This window comes from Variovorax sp. 10N412 (genome assembly GCF_056394985.1).
Map to the genome: position 1 here is coordinate 130,627 of NZ_JBFTIO010000002.1, position 17,856 is coordinate 148,482.

A 17,856-nucleotide genomic window follows, 5' to 3' on the forward strand; every position below is an offset into this window, starting at 1 on the left:
AGATCCGGGCGGCGCTGCCGATAAGCAGAAGTACCTCACTCCCTGTTGTCTGCTGCCCTCCATGAAGCTCCGAACCCGAATCCTCCTTCTGTGCGCCGCCGCATTGCTCGGCATGGTCGTGCTGGCCTCCGTCTCGCTGTCAACGCTGCGGCAATCGATGATGAAGGAGCGCACGGCGCAGCTCTCCACGCTGGTGGTGCTGGCCCATGCCTCCCTCGAACGCCTGTACGAGCAGGAAAAATCGGGCGAACTCACGCGCGACCAGGCGCAGAAGGAAGCCAAGAAGCTCATCGGCAGCCTGCGAAAGGACGAGCTCTACTTTTTCGTTCGCGGCTACACCAACGACGTCAACTACGTCCACCCCAACCCCAAGCGCGTGGGCATCGTGGACGCCAAGGGCGGCAAGGAAGCCGGCGAGCGCTACCGCGCCGCGCTGGCGGGCAAGACGGTTGCCACGCTCATCGCCTACGGCACCCGCCCGGGGGCCAAGGAAGAGGTGCAGAAGCTCTACGCCATCGTCAAGTTCGAGCCCTGGGACTGGATCGTCGGCTTCGGCGACTACATCGACGACATCGACACCGCCTTCTGGCGCAACACGGTGATCCTGCTGGGCATCGGCGGCGTGCTCATGGTGGTCGTGGGCGGCATGGCCTGGGGCATGGCGCGCAACCTGTACCGCCAGCTCGGCGGCGAGCCCGACTACGCCTCCGAGGTGGTGCGCCGGATCGGCGCGGGCGACCTGGGCATCGAGGTGCGGCTGCGACCTGGCGACACCGCGAGCCTGCTGCACGCCATGCACCAGATGCAGCAAAGCCTGGCCGGCACCGTGTCGGAAATCCGCAGCTCCACCGACACCATCGCCACGGCCAGCGGCCAGATCGCCTCGGGCAACCTCGACCTGTCTTCACGCACCGAGGAACAGGCCAGCTCGCTGGAGCAAACCGCCGCGTCGATGGAAGAGCTCACGAGCACCGTGAAGCAAAACGCCGACAACGCGCGCCAGGCCAACCAGCTGGCCGTGTCGGCCTCAGAGGTGGCGGTGCGCGGCGGCAGCGTGGTCGGGCAGGTGGTGGACACCATGGGCTCGATCAATGCGTCGTCCAAGAAGATCGTCGACATCATCGGCGTGATCGACGGCATCGCGTTCCAGACCAACATCCTGGCGCTGAACGCGGCCGTGGAAGCCGCGCGCGCCGGGGAGCAGGGCCGCGGCTTTGCGGTGGTGGCGTCGGAAGTGCGCAACCTGGCGCAGCGCTCGGCGGGTGCGGCCAAGGAAATCAAGACGCTCATCGACGACTCGGTCGACAAGGTCGGCACGGGCAGCGACCAGGTGGCCGAGGCCGGCAAGACCATGCAGGAGATCGTGGCCAGCGTGCGCCGGGTGACCGACATCATGGGCGAGATCATGGCCGCGAGCCAGGAGCAGACCACCGGCATCGAGCAGATCAACCAGGCCATCAGCCAGATGGACCAGGCCACGCAGCAGAACGCCGCGCTGGTGGAGCAGGCCGCCGCGGCCGCCGGCTCCCTGCAGGAGCAGGCCGGCAGCCTGGTTCACGCGGTGAGCGTGTTCAAGGTCTGACGCGGTCCGCGGTCACCGCGGTTCACCCAGGGTTCAGGGCGCCAGCACCAGCACCTTGAACTGGCTGGGCACGATGCGCATGCCCACGATGTTGCTGCGGTTCTGCACCGTGAGGCTGGTCATGCGGGTGCACGGCGAGCCTTTCAGCAGCACCGTGAAGGCGCCGGTGATGTGGCGCGACGGCCCCATCACCGTCTGCGACACCACGCCCATCAGCACGCCCGCGTTGTCGCCGTTGGTGATGGGCGTGGTCGTCGCGAGGTTGTGCGCGGGCGTGCCGCCGTAGAGGATGTTCCAGGCATTGGGAATGGCGGTGGGCCCCAGCGCGAAGTTGGGGTAGGGGATGGGCACGGCCGGCGGTGTCTTGCAGACATCGGGGAACGCGAGGTCCATGCCCATCATCTGGGAATTGGCAAACATGGCGGGAGCTTTCTTGCGGGTTGAATCAACCCATGTGGATCTGTTCGGCGTCCACCTTGACCAGTTCCTTGCTGGTCACCAGGGTGTTGTTCGCATGCAGGCGCAGGGTGCCCGAGGCCTGCATGTCGATCTGCCCCGCGCGCACCTGCTCGACGTCTTCGGTCAGCCGGAAGCTGGAGCGGGTGAGCAGGTGCAGCCGGTCGAGCACCACCTCGCAGGCACGGCCCACGAAACGCGACACCAGCACGCTGAAACGCACCTCCGCGCCCTGGTAGTCCAGCGACGCGACGTGGCACTGGCCGCGCTCGGCGTTCAGCTGCCATTCGGGCGCGCGGGTGGCAACGGCCGTGTCCGATTGCAGCTCGAGCGCTCCGGCGCTGCGCACCGCGACGGCGCCGTGCCGCGACGCCAGCGTCAGGTCGCCGTTCACCGCGAGCACCGCCTGCCGTGCATCGGCCTGGGCCACGACGGCGATGAGGTAGAGCTCGTTTTCGTTTTCGTTTTCGGCTTCGCTGTGGCTGGGCCCCGCGACCATGACCGTGTCGCCCGGCGCGGGCACCAGCAGGCAGCTGGCCGCGCGCAGGCAAGCCAGCGCGCGGCTGTCGCCGGCAACAAGCACCTCGTGCCTGTCGTCCGAATGGCTGGCCACGACCTTGGCCATGGAAATGCCGGAGGGGGGCCCGCTTTGCCGCTTTGCGGGCGCGGCCTTGCGAAGCAGCGGTGCCAGTTCGCTCTCGGCCACTGGCGCGGCGTGCGGGGCGGCGGAAAGCGTTCGGCCAGTCTGCATCGTCATGCGGGGTCCTTCGGTTCGGAGGGAAAACGTTCGACCGGTGGCCTGCGGCCCTGCGCATCGCGGTCGAGCCGGACAGCGCGCGTGGGGCGTTGCGCGGCGATGCGTTCGGCCTCGTGCAGATGCGGGTCGTTGTCGAGCACGCCGAGCCGGTCGCTCCAGCGCGCGCCGGCCTGGTCGGCGCGGTGCAGCTGGGTGCGCTGGAACAGGGCTTTCTCGAAATTGGCACCGCGCAGGTCGGCGTAGGAGAAGTCGGCGTAGTTCAGGCGTGTGTGCGAAAAGTCGGCGTCCTGGCAATGCGCGCGGTGGAACACGCCCTGCACCAGGCTGGCGCCGGAGAAGTCGGCATGGCCCAGCTGTGCGTCGATCCACAGCGTGTGGTCGAGCAGCGCGCCGCGCAGGTCGGCCCGGCGCAGGTCCGCCTCGGGAAACAGCGACTGCGGTGCCTGCGCGCGGGCCATGCGGGCGCCGGCCAGCGTGGCGCCCTTGAAGTTGCATTGCGCGAGCTGCGCGTCTTCGAACACGCAGTCCGACAGGCGCGCATCGGTGAACTGGCACAGCGCGAACGACTGGCCTGCGAACGACTGCCCGCGCAGGTCGGCCTCGGAGAACACGACGTTGTGAAAGCGCGCGCCCTGGAACGCGACTTCTCGCAAGTCGGAGCGGAAGAACACCGCGCTGGTGAGCGCCGCGTCGCGCAGGTCTGCATCGCCCATGTGGTTGTCGTTGAAGATCGTCTGCTTCAGCGTGGCGCGCTCGAACACGGCGCCTTGGAGCTCGCAGTTCTGGAACGCGGCGTTCGCGAGCAGCGTGTCGGCGCAGCGTGCGCCGCGCAGGTCGCACTCCGCAACCACCGCGCCCGTCCAGTGGCTGGCGTCTGCGTCCACCTCCCGCAGGCTGCAGCGCAGGAAGGTCGCGCCGTCGAGCCGGCTCGTACCCAGCGCCGCACCGTCGAAGGTGCAGCGGTCGAACACCGCGTCGTTCAGTTGGCTGCCCGCAAGGCCGGCGCGCGTGAAAAGGCAGTCGCTGAACATGCCGCCCGACAGGTCCAGCCCGTGCAGCGCCATGCCGCTGAAGTCTTCTGCATCCATGCGCTCGCCGTTGCGGACCTTGGCTGCAAGCTCCTGCGGACTCATCGCTTCGGTGCCGCGGCCAAGGCCGGCACGGTCTTGGTCTGCGCGATGTAGGCGCCCCGGGTTTCGGTGATGCCGTCGATGCGGATCTGCGACATGTCGGCGCGAAACAGGTTGGCCTCGCGCAGGTCGGTGCCGGCCAGCACGGCCTTGTTGAAGTTGGCGGTCATCAGGTTGGCGCCCCGCAGCGAGGCGCGGCTGAGGTCGCTGCGGATGAACAGGCTTTCGGGCGCCTGCACGTCGGCGAGGTCGGCCGCGCTCAGGTCGCACGAAGACAGGTCGCAGGTGTCGAGCGTGGCCCGGGCCAGGCGCACGCCTTGCATCGGCATGGCGCGCAGGCTGCATTGCACCAGCGTGGCTGCCTCGAAATTGACTTTGCGCAGGCTGGTGCGGCCCGCGAAGCAGGTGGTGTGCAGCAGCGCGCCGGCGAACACGATGCCGTCGTTGCACACGGTGTGGGTCCAGGCGCAGGCTTCGAGCGAGGCGCCGGTGAAATCGAGCCGTGCGACGCTGCAGGAAAGAAACCCCACCTTCACCAGCCGGGCGCGGCGAAAGCTGCATTGCGCCAGTGCGGTGTCCGACAGGAAGCCGGCGTAGGCGATGTCCGCCTCGTCGAAGCTGCAACCGGTGATCTGGGACTGCAGCACATGCACGTGGTGCAGCCGCGCGCCCGTGAAGTTGCACTGCGCGAACTTCACTTGCTCCAGCTTCGTGCCTTCCATCTGCGCGCCCGAGAAGTCGGCGCGCTCGCAGTCGATGCCCGCCAGGTTGGTCTGGTGCAGCACCGCTCCCCGGAGGCTGGCATCGGTCAACTGGGCCCGCACCAGCACCGCGTCGCCGAAGTCGGCACCGTCGCACACGGCATGCCGCAGGTCGGCGCTTTCGAGCAGGGCGCGGCGAAAGCAGGCGCGGCGCAGGTCCATGCCGGAAAGGTCCGCGCCGGTCAGGTCGGTGTCGGTGAAGTCGCGGCTGCCTTGCAGCGTGGCCGAGACCTGGGCGCGCAGCGCGGCCAGGCGTTCCGCCGGCACCGGGTCGATGCGGGCCTGGTGCTGTGCCGAGCCGCGGTACAGCGCCATCAGCCCGCGCTCGCCGGCCTCGGTCATCTGGCGCATGGCCTCGACCTGCTTCGGCGGCGCCGGCGCGGTGCCCGTGGCGGCGGCGATGCCGGTGAAGCCGCGCAGCACCGACGCGCCGTCCACGCGCGGCGGGCCCTTGAGCTCGGTGCGGTCGTGTTCGCGCACCAGCTTGCCGGTGTCGAAGCCGACCTTCATCGACTCCTTGGCATTGGCGTCGGCCTCGCGCTGCAGGCGCTGGCGCTCGACCGCGCCCTGTTCGCGCTGCGCGTGTGCGTAGGCATCGGCCTGTTCCACGAACTCGGGCAGCTCGCGCAGCGTGGGCATGCGCCTGAAGGGCTCCGGCAGCGGGCGTTCCCTGAAATGGCGGGCCTTGTGGCCGGCTTCCAGCGCCATCTGCTTGAGCTCTTCGCGCGCCTGCGCGCCGCGCTCGCGCATGTTGCGCACCAGCGCCGACTCGGCGGCTTCGGGCTGGTCGAGCCAGGGGCCGATGGCATCTTGCGGCACCAGTTCGTCGTCGCGGAACATGTAGAGCGCACCCTTGTCAGGGTCGCAGCGCTGGCGCAGCACGGCGGCGTAGTGGGCCCGGCCGCGCGGCGCATCGACGGCTTCGAGCGCGGGCATCACGTGCGTGATGTCGGCGGCATCGTCTTCCTCGATGCGCGTTTCGCCGTGGAAGATCAGCGCCACGCGGTCCAGGTGCGGAAAGAACCAGGCCGTGGTCAGCCGCTGCGCGATCTCTTCTGCGTGCTCAGGCGCGTGCCGCCGCACGATGAAGGCGAGGGCGCGCCAGTGCGGCAGCCGGCCCTGCTGAATGGGCTGCGTGGGGTGCATGTTCCAGACCGCATAGGGCGTGCCCGGTGCAATTTCCGCCGAGTCGGCCAGGTGCTGGTCGGTGGGCGCGGCATTGAACAGCCGCCAGTCCATGTCCTCGGCGAACCCGGGAAACAGATGGGCCCGCCAGTGCTCGTCGTACTGCCTGCCGATCAAGCGCATGCGCCGCGGCCAGGCGATGTCGATGGGGCCGAAGCCGGCCGGCTCGGGCTGGTCGCCGGGGCGGTGCACCTGCGCAGTCGGGTTCTCGATGTTGGGCAGGCGCCGCACCGACTGGCCGTTGACCTGCTCGAGCGCATGGCCGCGGCCCAGCGGGTTGTCGGCGAAGTCGGGGCCGCCGTAGGCGCGTGTCCAGTCCATGCGCATCGCCTCGAACGGCTGCGGCTCGGTGGCGCGCCCGCCGAGCCAGTAGCGGTCGCCGAAGACGGCCAGGTCCTTGCACAGGCCGCCCAACTGCAAGCGCACGGCGCACCGCGTCTTTTCGGGCTGGTGCGCGGTGTAGGCGAAGCCGGTGGCGAGCACCTCGGCGCGCGCCTTCGGCAGCCCCAGGTCGATGGCGGTGGCAGCGCCCAGCTCGTCGGACAGCGTCTTCCAGAACTCGGGCTCGGGCGTCAGCACGGGCGCGCCGCCCATCGACACCATGCACAGCGTGGTGACGGCCAGGCGCTGTTCGCCCTGGCGCAGGAAAGGCCGGGTGGTGATGCTCAGGCGCAGCGGCTTGACGGTCTTCATCGATGTTCAGGGCGCTCGCGGAATTTCCAGCGGCGTGCGCTCGCGGTCGATGGCGACCGATGCGGGGTCTTGCGGGTCATGGCGCAGGTGAACGCGCTTGCCCGGCGCCTGGAAGCTGGGGACCAGCGCGTCTTCGATGAAGGTACGGATCGACGCGGTGCGGGGCGTGCCGGTGCCGTCGGTGTAGTCGACGTCGAGCACCACGGCGCACACGGTCTGCCCGCGCGAGCCGCCGCGCGTCATGTTGCCGGGGTGCATGCGAAAGTTGCGCACCGTGCCTTCAACGGGCCGGCCCGACAGCGCGAGCACGGCCCACCGCTTTTGTTCGGCGCTGTAGAGCCTGTTCTCGCGGCGCATGTGGCCGACCGCGCCGATGCTCGCCACGATGACGCCGGCCATCACGACCGCGAAGAAGATCCACAGAAGCGTTTCCCACTCAGGCATGCCGTCCTTCACATCACGATGTGCATGGCCTGCGCATAGGTTGCCAGGCCATCCATGTAGAAACGCAGCGCCGCCCGCGCCACCGAGGTGGCCTGGGTGGTGATGTCGATGCCCTTGTTCGCGATCTTGAAGCTGATGAAGTCCACCTTCAGCACCGCGTACTGCGAGTTGACGCCGTAGAACTGCTGGCGCACGCCCCAGAAGTCCAGCGACAGGCCCACCGCCCCGAAGCGGAACCCCGCGCCGCCGGCCCGCGCCAGGCGCCAGTCGCTGCTCTTGGCGTAGTTGTTGGTGTAGCTGACGGAGTTGTTGGTGTAATTGTTCGTCAGGTTGTTGTAGGTGTTCGACGTCGTGTTGTAGACGTTGGTGTTGATGACGTGCTGCGTCGTGTTGTGGATGTGGTTGGTGGTATTGAAGGTCACGTCCGGCGAGGTGTGCACGGTGGGGCCGGTGACGGTGGTGGTCGAGGGGCCGTTGACCAGCACGGTGTTCGAGGTGTCGATGGTGTCCTCGCGGCCCGCGCTCACGTAGCGTATTTCCTGCCCGTCGATGGTGCCGCGGTAGCCGCCCGTGATGGCGGAATCGACACCGCCCGTGATGGTGTCCTTCAGCCCGCCGCTGAGCACGCGGGTCTTGCCGCCCGCAATGTTCTGGTTCACCCCGCCGGTCACGGTCTCGGTGAAGCCGCCGGTCACGCTGCGCGTGTCCCCGCCGGTGATGGTTTCCTTGGCGCCGGCGGTGATGTCGCGGGTTTCGCCGCTCTGGTAAGTGGCCGACTCGTGACCCTTGACGAGGGTGGTGCGGGTGCCGTCGGTGGTGTGCGTCTCGTCGGCCTCGACCTCCACGTCGAGATTGCGCTCGGCGTGCAGCAGGATCTGCTCGGCGCCCGCGCGGTCCTCGAAGCGCAGCATGTTGGCCTGGTTGGCCGCACCGCCGCTGCTCGAGCGCGTGAGGATGCCGCTGGCCGTGGCGTTGGCGGGCAGCTCCCAGGGCGGCATCTGGTCGCTGTTGTAGACGCGTCCGGTGATGATGGGGCGGTCGGGCGCGCCGCCGATGAAATCGACGATCACCTCCTGGCCCACGCGCGGCATGTGCATGGTGCCGAAGTTGGCGCCGGCCCAGTTGCTCGACACGCGCACCCAGCACGAGCTGTTCTCGTCCGACTGGCCGTAGCGGTCCCAGCGGAACTGCAGCTTCACACGGCCGAAGCGGTCGGTCCAGATGTCTTGCGGGCCCACCACGGTGGCGGTCTGCGGGCCGTTGGTGCGCGGGCGCGGCGTGGTGCGCGCGGGGCGGTAGGTCACGCTCGAGGGCAGCACGGTGAAGTCGAACGCGCACACCGATTCGCTGCTGCCGCCCGAGGAGTACTCGGGCTCGCGCAGGTCGTAGCGGGTTTCGGTGACCAGGTACTCGCGGTTGTCCGACTCGCGCGGGCAGTGCGTCATCTCGAACAGGTAGCCCGGCGCCATGGCGAGCACGTTGGTGTGGCCGGCGGCCAGCTCGTGCGCGCACTGCAGCTCCTGCAGGCGGATGCGTGCGTAGGCGTCGCCCTGCTGGTGCTCGCTGTAGCCGCCCAGCCATTCATAGACCTCGTAGCTCGAATGCTCGTGCGGCTTCGGGTCCTGCTGCACGCTTTGCAGCGAGGCGCGCGACTTCTTGAAGTCGAAGTCGTCGAGCATCACGCGGCCCGAGGTGATCTGCTCGGTCGCGCGCCATTGGTCGATGCAGGGCTCCAGCGCGTTGAGCACGCGGTCGCGCGGGCGGTACGGAATGCTGGCGTGGCCGGGCAGGGGCGTGTAGCTGCCGGTGTCGTCGGCCAGCACCAGCAGGTGCGTGCCGTCGCCGTGCTCGAAGTGGTAGGCAATGCCTTCCTGCTCCATGAGGCGACTCACGAAGGCGAAGTCGCTCTCCTGGTATTGCACGCAGTATTCGCAGGGGGCGTAGCTGCCGGTGAGGCGTTTCTCGAACTGGAAGCCGTACTTGCCCAGCACCTCGTCGAGCACCTCGGGCACGCTCTTGTTCTGGAAGATGCGGCAGTCGCTGGTGCGCGTGAGGTACCACAGCCATGGCTGCACCAGGGCGCGGTAGATGTAGTGGCGGCCGGTTTCGTTGGCGCGGCCCACCAGCTCGAAGCGCACCACGGTGCCGTTGAGAAAGCGCGGGCCGGCTTCGTCGGCCAGCTCCATGGTGAGCGAGGTGCCGAGCAGCTGCTTCAGGTCGAGGCTGAAGCTGGTGCTGACCATGTCCACCTCGAACTCGAAGAGTTGCGAGAGTCCTTCGCGTCCCCGCATGGCGCGGAACTTGAGCTGCTCGGCGCTCAGGACGGTATGGACTTGGACGGTACGCGGCATTCGGAATTTCCCCTGACCCTTTTGGGCTTTCGCGGGAGCGAAGCCTTTCATGTCAGTCTAGAAATCCCTCATGTCATCGGCATGACTCGGCAAGCGTAGAAAAATCGCTTACATGGCGCCCGCAAGGGCCTCACATCGAGGCTTCGAGCATGGCCGTGTAGTCGTCGCGCGAGGCGAGGCGCGGGTTGGTCTTGTGGCAATGGTCGGCCATGGCGCCGTCGATGATCTTCTCGAACATTGCGGGCGTCACGGCCACTTCGGCCAGGCCCTTGGGCAGTCCGAGCCGCGCGTTCATGTCGCGGATGGCGTCTCCCAGGTCGCCCGCCGAATCGAGGTGCATGGCCTGCGCCATGCGTTGCAGGCGTTGCTCTTTCTGCACCGACTCGGCACCCGCGTTGAAGTGGATCACCGCCGGCAGGAAGAGGGCGTTGAGCGTGCCGTGGTGCAGGCGCGGATCGACCCCGCCCAGGCTGTGGCTCAGCGAATGCACGCAGCCCAGGCCCTTTTGGAAGGCCATGGCGCCCTGCATCGAGGCGCTCATGAGGTTCAAGCGCGCCTCGCGGTCGCTGCCGTCCTTCGTCGCGCGTTCGATGTGGCCCCAGGCGCGCTCCAGGCCGTCCAGGCCGATGCCGTCGGCCGGCGGGTTGAACGCGGCCGACATGAAGGTTTCCATGCAGTGCGCAATGGCGTCCATGCCGGTGGCGGCCGTGAGCCTGGGCGGCAGCCCCAGCGTGAGCTCGGGGTCGCAGATGGCGGCCTTGGGCATGAGGAACCAGCTGTGAAAGCCGAGCTTGCGGTGGTCGTCCACGATGACGATGGCGCCGCGCGCCACTTCGCTGCCGGTGCCGCTGGTGGTGGGCACCGCAATCAACGGCACCGCGCGCTCGGTGATCTTGGGCGAGCCGCCTTCGATGGTGGCGTAGGTCTTGAGCGGGCCTTCGTGCGTGGCCGCGATGGCCACGCCCTTGGCGCAGTCGATGGCCGAGCCGCCGCCCACCGCGATGAGGCCGTCGCAACGCCCGCTGCGGTACAGCTCGACGGCTGCGCGCACGGCGGCTTCGGTCGGGTTGGAGGGCGTCTGGTCGAACACCGACACCTCGAGATCGGCGATGGCGTCCAGCGCCTTCTGCAGCACGCCGGCCGCGCGCACGCCGGCATCGGTCACGATCAGCGGGCGGTTGATGCCGATGCGGGCGCATTCGCTGGACAGCAGCCGGATGGCGCCGAATTCGAACTGGATCTGGGTGAGGTATTGGATGAGGGCCATGGGTGTGGGAATGCTCCGGGCAGTACGATTGCCGACCAGCCAAATCTAACAAGAGCGAACCGTCTTGCACACGAAAGAAACCCTTGCCGCTGTCACGCCCGGAACACCACAGGCTTCACGGCTCACGCCGAAGATGGCCAGCGTGGTCGAGCGCATGGCGCGTGCCGGCCACCCGCCGCTCGACCAACTGACGCCCGAGGAGGCCAAGGCCTCGTACGAGAAAGGCGCTGGCGTGCTCGAGGTGCCCAAGCCCGAGCTGGCGCGCATCGAGGACTTCCATATTGCGGCGCGCGACGGCTTCGCGATGCCGGCTCGGCTGTATGCACCATCGACCGATGTGCGGCCCGTGTTGGTGTACTTCCACGGCGGCGGCTTCACGGTCGGCAACATCCGCACGCACGACACGCTGTGCCGCGTGCTGAGCCACAAGAGCGGTTGCGCGGTGGTGTCGGTGGACTACCGGCTGGCGCCGGCGCACAAGTTCCCGACCGCGTCGAACGACGCGTGGGATGCCTTCCAGTTCATCGCCAAAGAAGGCGCGAGCCTGGGCCTCGACCCGGCAAGGCTGGCGGTCGGCGGCGACAGCGCGGGCGGCACGCTCGCGGCGGTGTGCGCCATTCTTGCGCGCGACGCCGGCCTGCCGCTGGCGCTGCAGATGCTCATCTATCCGGGCACCGCCGCGCACCAAAACACCGCCTCGCACGCGCGTCATGCCGAGGGTCCGCTGCTGACGAAGGCCATGATCGATTTCTTCTTCGCGCAGTACGTTCGCACGCGCGCCGACCGCGACGACTGGCGCTTTGCGCCGCTGCTGGCCGACGACGTCGACGGCGTGGCGCCGGCCTGGATCGCGCTGGCCGAATGCGACCCGGTGGTCGACGAAGGCATTGCCTATGCCGACAAGCTGCGCGCCGCGGGCGTGCCGGTCGACCTGGAGATCTACCGCGGCGTGATCCACGAGTTCATCAAGATGGGCCGGGCGATTCCCGAGGCGCTGCAGGCGCAGGACGATGCGGCCCGGGCGCTGCGCGAGGCCTTGCAGCCTTGAGCGCGGTTGCTGCGTCCGAACCACGTCCACCTTTCCACACCATCCAAGACTTTTCCGGAGACAAAGAATGCAACGCAGCGATTTCCGCTTTTTCCACCGCCTGCGCGTGCGCTGGGCCGAAGTCGACATGCAGAAGATCGTCTTCAACGCGCACTACCTGATGTACTTCGACACCGCCATCTCGGACTACTGGCGCGCGCTCGCGCTGCCGTACGAAGAGGCGATGCAGTCGCTGGGCGGCGACCTGTACGTGCGCAAGGCGACCATCGACTTCCGTGGCTCTGCGCGCATGGACGACATGCTCGACGTGGGCATGCGCTGCACGCGCATCGGCACCTCGTCGATGGTTTTCGAGGGCGGGCTGTTCCGCCAGGACCAGTTCCTGGTCGGCTGCGAGCTGGTCTATGTGTTCGCCGACCCGGCCACGCAGACCTCGAAGCCTGTGCCGCAGGTGCTGCGCGACGTGCTCACCGGCTATGAAGCCGGCGAGCCGATGCGCACCGTGGAAACCGGCGGCTGGGACGCGCTGGGCGAAGGCGCGGGCGCACTGCGCCGCGCCGTGTTCATCGAGGAGCAGAACATTCCCGAGTCGCTGGAGTGGGACGAGAACGACCCCGTGGTGCTGCACGCAGTGGCGCGCAACCGGCTGGGCCAGGTCATTGCCACGGGCCGGCTGCTGCACGCGGAAGACGGCGTGTCGCACATCGGTCGCATGGCGGTGCACCGCAACCTGCGCAGCGGCGGACATGGCGCTGCCGTGGTGCGGGTGCTCGAAGAGGCCGCGCACGCACGCGGCGACCGCGAGGTGGCGCTGAACGCGCAGCGCAGCGCCGAGCGCTTCTATGCGCGGCTCGGCTATGCGGTGCACGGCGAAGGCTTCGAGGAAGCCGGCATACCGCACATCGAGATGCGTCGCGCCTTGCGCTGAGCTTCAGTAGCGCGGCGGCGGGTCGGGCACGTAGCCCGCGTCGGAACCCGGGAACGCCGACGGGCCCGCCGGACGCGGCCAGCGCGGTGGAGGCGGCATCGGGATCACGCCCGCGGCCACGAGGTTCTCGCGGCTGTCGTAGCGGATGCGCACCACCTCGTCAGGCGATGACTGCGCGCGCTCGAAGGTGGTCTTGCCGACGTAGGAGGTTTCTCGGCGGCCGTGCGCGGTGCCCAGGCTCGGGCTGGGCGCCGGCTGGCGGGCCATGCTGCCGGCGGGGGCCTCGGCGGCAGCAGTGCTGCTGTCGGCCGGCGCTGCCTTTGCACGCGCATCGCCCATCGACGACGACTCGCTGCGCCGTTCGCGCTCGCCGTACCCGTCGCGCTGCGGATAGGGCGTGACGACGGGCGGCGGCGGTTCCGGCATGCGCTCGCGGAACATCGCGACGCCGATCACGCCCACGTCGTCGGGGCGGCCGGTGCGGCTGGCGTAGGAGTTGCCGGCCGCGGCGAACTCGAAGGCCGCAATCTGCGAATCGCTCTTGCGCCAGCCGGTGATGTCGCTGCGTTCGCGCGGGCCGTACACGTAGCCGTTTTGCCCGACGCCCGCGGTTTCGCCGGTGACGACGTTCACGCCGTCCACCGACATCACGGCCATGATGCGTTCGCCCATCACATTGCGCGCCCGGATGGCATAGCGCGCGCCGGGGCGCCCGGCCACCCAGTAGTCGCCGCGGTGGCGGTAGATGGGCAGCTCGGCGCCGGTGCCGCGGTCGACCACGCTGATCTGCATGAGCGAGCCGATGCGCCCCGAGGGCTGGCTCTGCGCCCAGGCCGGGAGGCACGAGGCCGCGGCCAGTGCGCCCAAGGTGCCCAGGGCAAGGGCGGTGGAAAAGAATCTGCGCTGCATGGTGTCTTCCTTGCCGGGAGTGGATCGATGCAGGCTTCTACGGTGCAGCATCCGCGGCGGGGTTAAACGGCACGCAAAAAAATGGCGCTATCAGGTCGATAGCGCCATATGCCCGACGGACGGGCGTGTCCGGGGAGGTGGCCTCAGATGTCTTCGAGCAGGGCGTAGGGCAGCGGCTCGACCGTGAGCGCCGGGCCGTGCGCCGAGCCGGCATGCAGGCCGCCGGCTTCGAGGGCCGAGATCTGCATCGAGATGAGGGCGGCCCAGCCACCGCCGGGCGCGGAGGCAGCCTGCGCCACGGTGCCCACGGGCTGCTCGGCGTCGCTGGCGGCAAACACGTCCTGGCCGGCGGCCAGCGGCGCATCGGCCTGAACGAGGTAGGTGCGGCGCTTCAGCGTGCCGCGGAACTGGCTGCGCGCCACCACTTCCTGGCCGGGGTAGCAGCCCTTCTTGAAGTTGACGCCGCCCACCGATTCGTAGTTGATCATCTGCGGCACGAAGGCCTCGATGACCGGCGCGGTCAGCGTGACGATGCCGCTGCGCACCTCGCTCCATTGCCACAGCTCGGCGTCGAGCGGGGCGCCCACGGGGGCCGCATGGCCGACCGGCGCGATCCACAGGGCGCGAGGGACGCGGTCGGCCGGGTACAGCGAGACCACGCTCACGTCGTCTCCCACGGCGGTGCGCTTGCCGGGCAGGGCGGCGGCGTCGAGGCCGTTGGCGGTCAGCGCGGTGCCGGCCAGGCCGTAGAGCGAAAACTGCTCGGTGGCGTCGGTCAGCTTGACCTTGGCGCGCAGCACGAACATCGACAGGCGCTTGAGCGTGGCGGCCAGGATGTCGCGGCTGCACACCAGCAAGACCAGTTCTGGTTGCGGCTTGATGCCGATGAAACTTGCGATCACGCGGCCCTTGGCGGTGCACAGCGCGGCCAGGCGGGCGTCGGCGCCGCCGAGCAGCGAGAAGTCCTGCGTGAGCTGGCCGTGCAGGAAGCTGGCGGCGTCGGGGCCCTCTGCACGGATCACGCCGAGCTGGCCCGAGGCGGCCGATGGGCTGGACAGGGAGAGGGCGGTGACGCCATTGAGAACGACTGTGGTCATCGCTGAATTATCATGGCCGGGCCTGTTCCTTCCGGACGGCAGGGACTCCCGCTCCGCGGCCCGCCGGGCCACGCTCTTTACTCTTTCTTCCGTCTTCCCCACATCGGATCCGTGCGCAGCTTCTTCCTCACGCTCTTCCTGCTCGCCGCCCTGGTCGCTCTTGCGCTCGGCGGCGCCGGTCTCTGGTGGGTGCACCAGCCGCTCAAGCTGCCGGCGCCCAGCGTCGACCTGTCCGTGGAGCCCGGCACCACGCCGCGCGGTATTGCGCAGGCGGTGGCCGACACCGGCGTCGACGTTCAGCCGCAGCTGCTCTACCTGTGGTTCCGCGTGTCGGGCCAGGACCGCCAGATGCGCGCCGGCAGCTACGAGCTGGAGCGCGGCGTCACCCCCAAGCTGCTGCTCAACGTGCTGGTGCGCGGCGAGGAAGCCACGCGCAGCCTGGTGCTGGTCGAGGGCTGGAACTTCCGCCAGGTGCGCGCCGCGCTCGCCAAGGCCGACCAGCTCAAGCCCGAGAGCGTGGGCCTGACCGACGAGGCGCTCATGACCAAGCTCGGCAAGCCGGGCGTGCACCCGGAAGGGCGCTTCTTTCCGGACACCTACACCTACTCGAAGGGCTCGACCGACGTCGCCCTGCTGCAGCGCGCGATGCGCGCCATGGACAAGAAGCTCGAAGCCGCCTGGGCTGCCCGCGCCTCCGACCTGCCGCTGAAATCGGCCGATGAGGCGCTGGTTCTGGCCAGCATTGTCGAAAAGGAGACAGGCAAGGCCAATGACCGCGCGCAAATTGCCTCGGTCTTCACCAACCGCCTGCGCATCGGCATGCCGCTGCAGACCGACCCGACGGTGATCTACGGCATGGGCGCCGGCTTCGATGGCAACCTGCGCAAGAAAGACCTGCAGACCGACACGCCCTGGAACACCTACACGCGCGGTGGCCTGCCGCCCACGCCGATCTCGATGCCCGGCAAGGCGGCGCTGCTGGCGGCCGTGCAGCCGGCGCAAGGCAAATCGCTGTATTTCGTTTCGCGCGGCGACGGCACCAGCCAGTTCAGCAGCTCGCTCGACGACCACAACCGCGCGGTCAACCGCTACCAGCGCGGCGGCGGCGATTCCAAACCCAAGGCCACGCAATGAGCGACAACGGTTCCGGTCTTTTCCTGACGCTGGAGGGCATCGACGGCGCGGGCAAGTCCAGCCACCTCGACGCGCTGGAAGCGCTGTTCAGGGCGCAGGGCCGTGCGGTCGTGCGCACGCGCGAACCCGGCGGCACGCCGCTGGCCGAAACGCTGCGCGGCCTGATCCTCGAGCAACCGATGGACCCGCTGACCGAGTCGCTGCTGGTGTTTGCCGCGCGGCGCGACCACGTCGTGCAGGTCATCGAGCCGGCGCTGCTGCGCGGCGATGTGGTGCTGTGCGACCGGTTCACCGACGCCACCTTCGCCTACCAGGGCGCGGGGCGCGGTTTCGACGAGCGCGTGTTGTCGACGCTGGAGCAATGGGTGCAGGCGGGCAGGGCGGGGCAGCCAGCCGCGGCGCTGCTGCAGCCGCATATCACGCTGTGGTTCGACCTGGCGCCGCAGATTGCCGCGCAACGGCTGGCCGGCGCGCGCGTGCCCGACAAGTTCGAGGCCCAGCCGGTCGAGTTCTTCAGCCGTGTCGCGCAGGGCTATGCCGATCGCGCGGCGGCCGATGCGCAGCGCTTCGTGCGCATCGACGCCAGCCAGGCACGTGACCAGGTCTGGCAGCAGGTGGAAACGGCGCTGCTGGCGCGCGGTGTGCTGGGAGGGCCTGCCCGATGAGCGCAGCCGCGTTGTCCCCCTGGCTGCGCCGCCCGCTCACCGAATTGCTGCGCCAGCGCGGCCATGCCTGGCTGCTGCAGGGTCCTTCAGGCATCGGCCAGTACGAGTTGGCCCTGGCGCTGGCCTCTGCCTGGCTGTGCGAACAGCCGACGCCCGAGGGCACCGCCTGCGGCCATTGCGCCAGCTGCCACGCCATCGAGGTGCGCACGCACGCCGACCTGTGCGTGCTGATGCCCGAGGTCGCCATGCAGGAACTCGCATGGCCGCTCGACGAAAAGGCGCAATCCGACATCGACGACAAGAAGCGCAAGGCCAGCCGCGAGATCCGCGTCGAGGCAATGCGCGACGCCGTCGGCTTCGCCCAGCGCACCAGCGCACGCGGGCGCGGCAAGGTGGTGCTGGTGTATCCGGCCGAGCGCATGAACAACATCACCGCCAATGCGCTGCTGAAGACGCTCGAGGAGCCGGTCGGCGACGTGCGCTTCGTGCTGGCCAGCGAAGCCGCGTGGCAGCTGCTGCCGACCATTCGCAGCCGCTGCCTCGGTTTCACGCTGCCGTGGCCCGAGACCGCCGAGGCCGAGGCCTGGCTCGCCGCGCAGGATGTGCCCGCCGCCGATGCCGCTGCGCTGCTGCGCGCCGCCGGCGGCCGGCCGAGCGATGCCCTGCGGCTGGCGCGGTCGGGCCAGTCGCCCAAGGCGTGGTCCTTGCTTCCGAAAGCCATGACGCGCGGCGACGTGGGGGCACTGTCCGATCACGCACCGGCGCAGGCGGTCGGTGCGCTGCAAAAGCTCTGCCATGACCTGATGGCGGTCGGCAACGGTGCCGAACCCCGGTTTTTCGAGGCGGCCGACCTGCCGGCCGCGCCGTCGCGGCTGGCGCTGGCGCGTTGGTCGAAGTCGCTGGCGAGTGCCGCAAGGACCGCCGAACACCCCTTCAATGCGGGCCTGATGCTGGAAGCGCTTGTGAGCGAAGCGCGAACCACCCTAAACTCTGCCGCTCGCCGCCCATGAACCAACCTGTTGCCCCCGCAGCCCTCGCCTCGTCGCCCGCCCGGCCGAGCGTGATTCAGCTCGCCATCAAGGAAAAGGGCGCGCTGTATGCGGCGTACATCCCTTTGTTCGCGGAGGGCGGCATCTTCATTCCGACCTCGCGCGAATACCGGCTCGGCGACGACGTCTATGTGCTGCTCACGCTGCCCGAAGACCCGCAGCGCTACCCGGTGGCCGGCAAGGTCGCCTGGATCACGCCGCAGCGCGCGGCCGGCAACCGGGCGCCCGGCGTGGGCATCCGCTTTCCGTCGGACGAGAAATCGCGCCAGCTGAAGGCGCGCATCGAAGCCGCGCTCGGCGGCTCGATGGCCTCCGACCGCCCGACACAAACCATTTGATCGTTCCGCGGTCCTTGGGACGCGGAACTCTGTACACGGCGCCATCTCCCACAGGAGCGAGC

The 17,856-nt window shown here is 69.0% G+C and carries 16 protein-coding genes; 7 read left to right on the forward strand and 9 right to left on the reverse strand.

The window, feature by feature from the left end; all coding sequences use genetic code 11:
• Positions 1-61 precede the first annotated feature (61 nt).
• A complete protein-coding gene (locus tag AC1DJH_RS06135; RefSeq protein WP_478185088.1) occupies positions 62-1,582 on the forward strand; it encodes a methyl-accepting chemotaxis protein in 1,521 nt (506 codons plus the stop codon).
• A gap of 33 nt (positions 1,583-1,615) precedes the next feature.
• Here AC1DJH_RS06135 and AC1DJH_RS06140 read toward each other — a convergent pair whose 3' ends face one another.
• From AC1DJH_RS06140 to AC1DJH_RS06170, 7 genes are all read right to left on the reverse strand, one after another.
• The gene (locus AC1DJH_RS06140; protein ID WP_435440216.1) at positions 1,616-2,002 is read right to left on the reverse strand and encodes a DUF4150 domain-containing protein; all 387 of its coding nucleotides are present in this window, start codon (positions 2,000-2,002) and stop codon (positions 1,616-1,618) included.
• 25 nt (positions 2,003-2,027) lie between these two features.
• Positions 2,028-2,795, reverse strand: coding sequence for a DUF3540 domain-containing protein (locus AC1DJH_RS06145; RefSeq protein WP_478185089.1), 768 nt, complete (start codon positions 2,793-2,795; stop codon positions 2,028-2,030).
• Entirely contained in the window at positions 2,792-3,928 is a 1,137-nt protein-coding gene (locus tag AC1DJH_RS06150; protein ID WP_478185090.1) for a pentapeptide repeat-containing protein, read from the reverse strand. Before AC1DJH_RS06150 ends, AC1DJH_RS06145 begins: the two co-directional genes overlap by 4 nt.
• On the reverse strand, positions 3,925-6,564 hold the full coding sequence (locus tag AC1DJH_RS06155) for a DUF2169 family type VI secretion system accessory protein (protein ID WP_478185091.1): 2,640 nt from the start codon (positions 6,562-6,564) through the stop codon (positions 3,925-3,927). The genes AC1DJH_RS06150 and AC1DJH_RS06155 overlap by 4 nt, the downstream gene beginning before the upstream one ends.
• A 6-nt stretch (positions 6,565-6,570) precedes the next feature.
• Positions 6,571-7,008 carry a hypothetical protein gene (locus tag AC1DJH_RS06160; RefSeq protein ID WP_478185092.1) on the reverse strand — a complete coding sequence of 146 codons (438 nt, stop codon included), beginning with the start codon at positions 7,006-7,008 and terminating at the stop codon, positions 6,571-6,573.
• Positions 7,009-7,016: 8 nt separating this feature from the next.
• Complete coding sequence (locus tag AC1DJH_RS06165; protein WP_478185093.1) at positions 7,017-9,359, reverse strand: type VI secretion system Vgr family protein; 2,343 nt, start codon at positions 9,357-9,359, stop codon at positions 7,017-7,019.
• Between the two features lie 130 nt (positions 9,360-9,489).
• Positions 9,490-10,626, reverse strand: a complete 1,137-nt coding sequence (locus AC1DJH_RS06170) for an iron-containing alcohol dehydrogenase (protein ID WP_478185094.1) — start codon at positions 10,624-10,626, stop codon at positions 9,490-9,492.
• A gap of 133 nt (positions 10,627-10,759) precedes the next feature.
• Between AC1DJH_RS06170 and AC1DJH_RS06175 the strand changes: the two genes are divergently transcribed.
• Positions 10,760-11,674 carry an alpha/beta hydrolase gene (locus AC1DJH_RS06175; protein ID WP_478185485.1) on the forward strand — a complete coding sequence of 305 codons (915 nt, stop codon included), beginning with the start codon at positions 10,760-10,762 and terminating at the stop codon, positions 11,672-11,674.
• A gap of 67 nt (positions 11,675-11,741) precedes the next feature.
• On the forward strand, positions 11,742-12,602 hold the full coding sequence (locus AC1DJH_RS06180) for a YbgC/FadM family acyl-CoA thioesterase (RefSeq protein ID WP_478185095.1): 861 nt from the start codon (positions 11,742-11,744) through the stop codon (positions 12,600-12,602).
• 3 nt (positions 12,603-12,605) lie between these two features.
• Here the strand turns inward: AC1DJH_RS06180 and AC1DJH_RS06185 are convergent, their stop codons facing one another.
• Both AC1DJH_RS06185 and ygfZ read right to left on the reverse strand, forming a co-directional pair.
• Entirely contained in the window at positions 12,606-13,511 is a 906-nt protein-coding gene (locus AC1DJH_RS06185) for a hypothetical protein (protein ID WP_478185096.1), read from the reverse strand.
• A 143-nt stretch (positions 13,512-13,654) separates the two neighbouring features.
• Positions 13,655-14,608: a CAF17-like 4Fe-4S cluster assembly/insertion protein YgfZ gene (gene ygfZ, locus AC1DJH_RS06190; RefSeq protein ID WP_478185097.1), complete on the reverse strand. Its 954-nt coding sequence runs from the start codon at positions 14,606-14,608 to the stop codon at positions 13,655-13,657.
• Between the two features lie 111 nt (positions 14,609-14,719).
• Between ygfZ and mltG the strand changes: the two genes are divergently transcribed.
• From mltG to AC1DJH_RS06210, 4 genes are read left to right on the forward strand one after another with little or no spacing between them, the layout of a single operon-like run.
• Positions 14,720-15,742, forward strand: a complete 1,023-nt coding sequence (gene mltG / locus AC1DJH_RS06195; protein WP_435486921.1) for an endolytic transglycosylase MltG — start codon at positions 14,720-14,722, stop codon at positions 15,740-15,742.
• The gene (tmk, locus tag AC1DJH_RS06200) at positions 15,739-16,407 is read left to right on the forward strand and encodes a dTMP kinase (RefSeq protein ID WP_478185098.1); all 669 of its coding nucleotides are present in this window, start codon (positions 15,739-15,741) and stop codon (positions 16,405-16,407) included. Before mltG ends, tmk begins: the two co-directional genes overlap by 4 nt.
• Positions 16,404-17,417, forward strand: a complete 1,014-nt coding sequence (locus AC1DJH_RS06205; RefSeq protein WP_435440204.1) for a DNA polymerase III subunit delta' — start codon at positions 16,404-16,406, stop codon at positions 17,415-17,417. Before tmk ends, AC1DJH_RS06205 begins: the two co-directional genes overlap by 4 nt.
• Entirely contained in the window at positions 17,414-17,794 is a 381-nt protein-coding gene (locus AC1DJH_RS06210; RefSeq protein WP_435440203.1) for a PilZ domain-containing protein, read from the forward strand. Before AC1DJH_RS06205 ends, AC1DJH_RS06210 begins: the two co-directional genes overlap by 4 nt.
• Positions 17,795-17,856 lie beyond the last annotated feature (62 nt).